Genomic DNA, 5,551 nt, shown 5'->3' with positions numbered 1-5,551 from the left:
ACTTGGTATTGATATTGTAAACCTTGGACTTGTTTATGATGTGGATTTATCAGAAGATGGATTTGCAGTCGTGACTATGACATTAACTTCACTTGGTTGCCCAATGGGCCCAATGATTGTTGATCAAGTAAAAACTGCATTATACGAATTACCGGAAGTTAAAGAAGTCGATGTCAATATTGTGTGGACTCCAGGCTGGTCAAAAGACAATATGTCCCGCTACGCAAAAATGGCACTCGGTGTCAGATAAAATATTCCATTCATCCACTCACAGTTAAGTGAGTGGATTTTTTATGCCATTATTATAGAAAGTTGTGGATATTGAATTGAAAACAAGAGAGTACATTTGCGCCTAGCAAGCCGCAAGAGCGTGAAGTATCAGACCCTCAAGTATATGGTTTATATCCTTTTTGGCTCATGCGGTCAGCGTAAATGTACGATAAACCACTGTAAAGGTTAACATAGCATTTTAATTTCTAATGAATGCTTCCCCAATTAAACAACGAAATTCACCAAACAAACATTATGCGCCACAAAAATCCCATGCACATTTCTTTACAATATTCCTCCTAGCATCCTATAATAAAATCAATTAGTCAAAAAAGGTCAAACAAGGAGTGGCGTGAATATGCAACAGCAACAAGAACAGAAAAGACCACTGGAACTGTATGGTCGCAATTTAGTAGAACAGGCTCGTAATGGAAAAATGGATCCCGTTATCGGGCGAGATCAGGAAATCAGACACGTCATTCGAATTCTTTCTAGAAAAACTAAAAACAATCCGGTGCTGATAGGGGAACCGGGTGTTGGTAAAACAGCGATAGTTGAGGGATTGGCACAGCGAATCGTACGGAAGGATGTTCCTGAAGGATTGAAGGAACGTGATATTTATGAACTGGATATGGGTTCATTGATTGCAGGTGCTAAATACCGCGGTGAGTTTGAAGAACGATTAAAAGCGGTGCTAAAAGAAGTTAAAGATAGTGAAGGACGCATTATTCTTTTCATTGATGAGATTCACACTATTGTCGGTGCCGGAAAAACAGAAGGTGCGATGGATGCGGGCAATATGCTTAAACCTATGTTGGCACGTGGAGAATTGCATTGTATCGGTGCAACAACGCTTGATGAGTACCGAATGTATATCGAAAAGGACCCGGCACTGGAGAGACGTTTCCAACAAGTTTTGGTACGGGAACCTTCTGTTGAAGATACCGTGTCGATTTTACGTGGATTAAAAGAACGTTTTGAATTGCACCATGCTGTACGCATACATGACCGGGCGATTGTTGCAGCAGCACAATTGTCTGACCGTTATTTAACGGAACGATTTTTGCCGGATAAAGCAATTGATTTAGTGGATGAAGCATGTGCTATGATCCGAACAGAAATTGATTCCATGCCGCAGGAACTGGATGAAGTGACAAGAAGAATGATGCAATTGGAAATAGAAGAACAAGCATTGATGAAGGAAAAAGATCAGGCAAGTCAACAACGTTTATCTAAAATACGACAGGAACTCGATGAATTGAAAACGTCCACCGAGTCTATGCGTAATCAATGGTCCACAGAGAAAGAATCCCTTCAGCACATTCAAAAGAAACGTGAGCTAATGGATGGTTACCGACGAGATCTGGAACTGGCGGAAAATAGCTACGACTTAAATAAAGCAGCCGAGCTTCGACATGGCAAAATACCGACGCTCGAAAAAGAAATTGCTGAACTTGAGTCTGCGCTTGAATCAACTTCTGAAAATCGTTTACTTCGCGAAGAAGTGACTTCGGAGGAAATTGCTTCAATCGTTTCCCGATGGACAGGAATACCCGTGATGAAATTAGTTGAAGGAGAAAGAGATAAGCTTCTTAGACTGAAGGAAACATTACAGGAACGTGTAGTGGGGCAGGATCAAGCAGTCCAATTTGTAACGGAAGCTGTTGCTGTTTGGCGTGCAYGTGCGGGTATTAAAGATCCTACAAAACCAATTGGTTCATTTTTATTCCTGGGGCCAACCGGTGTAGGAAAAACAGAGCTTGCCAAGGCATTAGCTGCCAATTTATTTGATTCCGAAGATCATTTCATCCGCATTGATATGTCCGAATATATGGAGAAACACAGCGTATCACGTCTTGTAGGAGCTCCTCCAGGATATATCGGCTATGAAGAAGGTGGGCAACTGACAGAAATGGTAAGACGTAATCCATATTCGGTCGTTTTGCTCGATGAAATAGAAAAAGCACATCCTGATGTCGCTAATATCTTACTCCAGCTTTTGGATGATGGAAGGATTACGGACAGTCAAGGGCGGGTCGTCAACTTCGCAAATACTGTAGTGATTCTGACTTCAAATATTGGATCACAATATTTGTTGGAAGATAGCGACCAAGCGGAGTCTTTGGTGATGACTGCACTTCGAACACATTTTAAACCAGAATTATTGAACCGAATGGATGAAATTGTTTTGTTTCATTCATTAAAAGGTTCTCACTTCACGTCAATTACGGAGAAGTATTTGGCGCAATTAGCAAATCGGTTGAAAGAGCAGGAAATCACAATTACTTTCACCCAGCCATTGATTGATTGGGTGGTTAGTGAGGGAACGGATGYAGCGTTTGGGGCACGCCCATTGCGTCGCTTTATTCAGCGACACGTTGAAACAGCTGTAGCAAAAGCGCTCCTTGGTGGGAACTTAACTCCCGGTAGTAATGTTGAAGTATCCCTTGAAAATGGCGAAGTTATAATCAATCAATAAAAAACGGTATCTCTGAAGTGGAAGCTTCGGAGATACCGTTTTTGTTTTGTTGAATTAGTGGTGTTCGTGTGTTGCTGGCTCATTAGGAATAATTGCAGAAATCAAGAAGATAAGTGCTGCAAACCCAAGTGAGATGATAGCACCCAAGTTAAAGTTGAATGGCACTGCTGCAACTGAACTTACTACATAGTTCAGCATTGTAACAAGTAGAAATGACCAAATTAATGTAATGACAAATTTCATGTTGTTTCACCTCTGGACAGACTATTTACTTCTACCATCATATCATATGAGCCGAATGTGACAAAGAATCTTTTATAGAACCTTCTCTAAGTTTGGCAAATTCGTGACGATGAGTTGAAATTTCATGCTTAATTCGTTATTATTATTACCAGGTACTAATAGAAGATAATAATTGAAATGAGGGTGTCATATGAGTGTGGGGATTATCGGCTTAGGAAGATATGTGCCAGAACGTGTTGTTACAAACTTTGATTTGGAAAAACAAATGGATACTACCGATGAATGGATTCGTACTCGTACTGGTATAGAAGAGAGAAGATATGCGGACGATGATGTTAATACTTCAGATATGGCTTTCGAAGCAGCTAAACAAGCGATAGAAGAGTCAGGGATCGAAGCTCATCAAATTGGCTTGATTTTGGTTGCTACGGTTACGCCTGATATGCCTTTTCCAACTGTTGCGACGATGATTCAGGAGAAACTCGGTGCAAAGAACGCAGCGGCAATGGACATTTCGGCGGCATGTGCAGGTTTTATGTACGGAGTGATTACAGCCAAACAATTTGTTGAGACGGGTGTCTATCCGTATGTTCTAGTTGTGGGCGTTGAAAAACTATCAAAAATTACGAACTTTGAAGACCGCAATACCGCTGTCTTATTTGGAGACGGTGCTGGAGCGGCCATCATTGGTCAGGTTTCGGAAGGCAGAGGTATTCTATCATTTGAACTTGGTGCAGACGGCTCCGGAGGAAAACACTTATTCCAAAACGGTCCCTTCCTTGAAATGAATGGTCGGGAAGTGTATAAATTTGCTGTCCGTCAAATGGGGGAATCAGCTGAAAATGTCATTGTCAAAGCTGGACTGACAAAAGATGAAGTCGATTTCTTGGTGCCTCATCAAGCGAATATTCGAATTATGGAAGCTTCAAGACAGCGATTAGAATTACCTGTAGAGAGAATGTCCAAAACAATTAATCAATACGGTAATACATCTGCTGCATCTATACCAATCTCATTAAAAGAAGATATTTTAGCGGGTAGAGTGAAAGACGATGATGTAGTGGTTCTTGTTGGATTTGGCGGCGGTTTAACATGGGGGGCCATTTGCTTAAAATGGGGAAGATAGAGTTATTCTGACAGAGTGTCCGTTGGAGACGATTGTCACCCAGTCAAGTAATGCAATGTTAAACAGTTATATAAAAATCAATTTTCACATGAAGGGAGAAAAAATCATGACAAAACGTCGTGTTGTAATAACGGGAGTAGGAGCGGTTTCACCGCTTGGAAATGATATTGAAACAACTTGGGCGGGGATTAAAGAAGGCAGATCGGGCATTGGACCAATGACTCGCGTCAACCCGGACGATTTTCCTGCAAAAGTTGCAGCAGAGGTTAAAGACTTTGATATCGAAACATATATCGAGCGTAAAGAAGCAAGAAAAATGGACCGCTTTACACATTTTGCACTGGCAGCATCCATTATGGCGATGAAAGATGCAAATTTGGAATTAACACCTGAACTGGGTCTTCGCACAGGCGTATGGATTGGGTCTGGAATTGGTGGAATGGAAACGTATGAAGCACAGTTCCGCACATTTCTTGACAGAGGCTATCGTCGAGTAAGTCCGTTTTTCGTCCCGATGATGATTCCGGACATGGCAGCGGGTCAAGTATCGATTCATTTCGGTGCAAAAGCAATGAATTCTTGTACCGTGACAGCTTGTGCATCAGGCACTAACTCAATCGGTGATGCATTTAAAGTGATTCAACGTGGAGAGGCTGATGTAATGATTTCTGGTGGAGCAGAAGCACCGATAACAAATATGTCAGTTGCAGGTTTCTGTTCGAATACTGCTCTTACTCTTAACCAAGATTCTAAGACCGCTTCACGTCCATTTGATGCAAACCGTGATGGATTTGTAATTGGAGAAGGCTCGGGTATTGTTATTTTGGAAGAGTATGAACACGCCATTGCACGTGGTGCGAAAATTTATGCGGAAATTATCGGCTACGGTTCAACTGGTGATGCACATCATATCACAGCCCCAGCTCCTGAGGGTGAAGGCGCTGCCCGTGCAATGCAACAAGCACTTACGGATGCTGGAATCTCTCCTACTGATGTTGACTATATCAATGCACATGGAACGAGCACACCATACAACGACCAATTTGAAACAATGGCAGTTAAATCAGTATTTGGTGRACATGCTTACAAACTTGCTATGAGTTCAACAAAATCAATGACAGGACATTTGCTTGGAGCAGCTGGCGGAATTGAAGCGATATTTACTTCGCTTGCAATACATGATAGTATTTTGCCTCCAACGATGAACTTGGAAAATCCTGATCCGATTTGTGATCTTGATTATGTGGCAAACGCCTCACGTGAAAAAGAAATCGAGTATGCAATGAGTAATTCACTTGGTTTTGGTGGACATAACGCGTCACTTTTATTCAAAAAAGTTCGTAATTAAACAGTTAAAGTCTCAGTAGCATGTAAGTGCTATTGAGACTTTTTTTGTTAGTTTTATCCATTAGATAATGTCGGATGATGTCGAA

5 protein-coding genes are annotated in these 5,551 nt (G+C 41.5%); 4 read left to right on the top strand and 1 reads right to left on the bottom strand.

Annotated elements, in window-relative coordinates; translation table 11 throughout:
- The coding region (locus AC1DSB_RS13485; RefSeq protein WP_477586890.1) for a metal-sulfur cluster assembly factor at positions 1 to 250 on the top strand (250 nt) is incomplete at its 5' end.
- 378 nt (positions 251 to 628) lie between these two features.
- On the top strand, positions 629 to 2,749 hold the full coding sequence (locus AC1DSB_RS13480) for an ATP-dependent Clp protease ATP-binding subunit (protein WP_477586889.1): 2,121 nt from the start codon (positions 629 to 631) through the stop codon (positions 2,747 to 2,749).
- Positions 2,750 to 2,803: 54 nt separating this feature from the next.
- Here AC1DSB_RS13480 and AC1DSB_RS13475 read toward each other — a convergent pair whose 3' ends face one another.
- Positions 2,804 to 2,992 (bottom strand): YjzD family protein, encoded by a 189-nt coding sequence (locus AC1DSB_RS13475; RefSeq protein WP_477531544.1) that lies wholly within the window; start codon positions 2,990 to 2,992, stop codon positions 2,804 to 2,806.
- Positions 2,993 to 3,182: 190 nt separating this feature from the next.
- On the opposite strand from AC1DSB_RS13475, the gene AC1DSB_RS13470 reads away from it, so the two are divergent.
- On the top strand, positions 3,183 to 4,118 hold the full coding sequence (locus AC1DSB_RS13470; protein WP_477531545.1) for a beta-ketoacyl-ACP synthase III: 936 nt from the start codon (positions 3,183 to 3,185) through the stop codon (positions 4,116 to 4,118).
- 106 nt (positions 4,119 to 4,224) lie between these two features.
- Positions 4,225 to 5,466: a beta-ketoacyl-ACP synthase II gene (fabF, locus tag AC1DSB_RS13465; protein ID WP_477586888.1), complete on the top strand. Its 1,242-nt coding sequence runs from the start codon at positions 4,225 to 4,227 to the stop codon at positions 5,464 to 5,466.
- Positions 5,467 to 5,551 lie beyond the last annotated feature (85 nt).

This window comes from Paenisporosarcina sp. P4_E4_2 (genome assembly GCF_056401595.1).
Note: the sequence above shows the minus strand (reverse complement) of the source record. Positions and strands in the feature narration are given on the sequence as shown.

Excerpts from the sequence above, each read along its gene's own strand:
- AC1DSB_RS13470 (WP_477531545.1), top strand. The coding sequence starts at position 3,183 with ATGAGTGTGGGGATTATCGGCTTAGGAAGATATGTGCCAGAACGTGTT.
- AC1DSB_RS13475 (WP_477531544.1), bottom strand. The coding sequence starts at position 2,992 with ATGAAATTTGTCATTACATTAATTTGGTCATTTCTACTTGTTACAATG.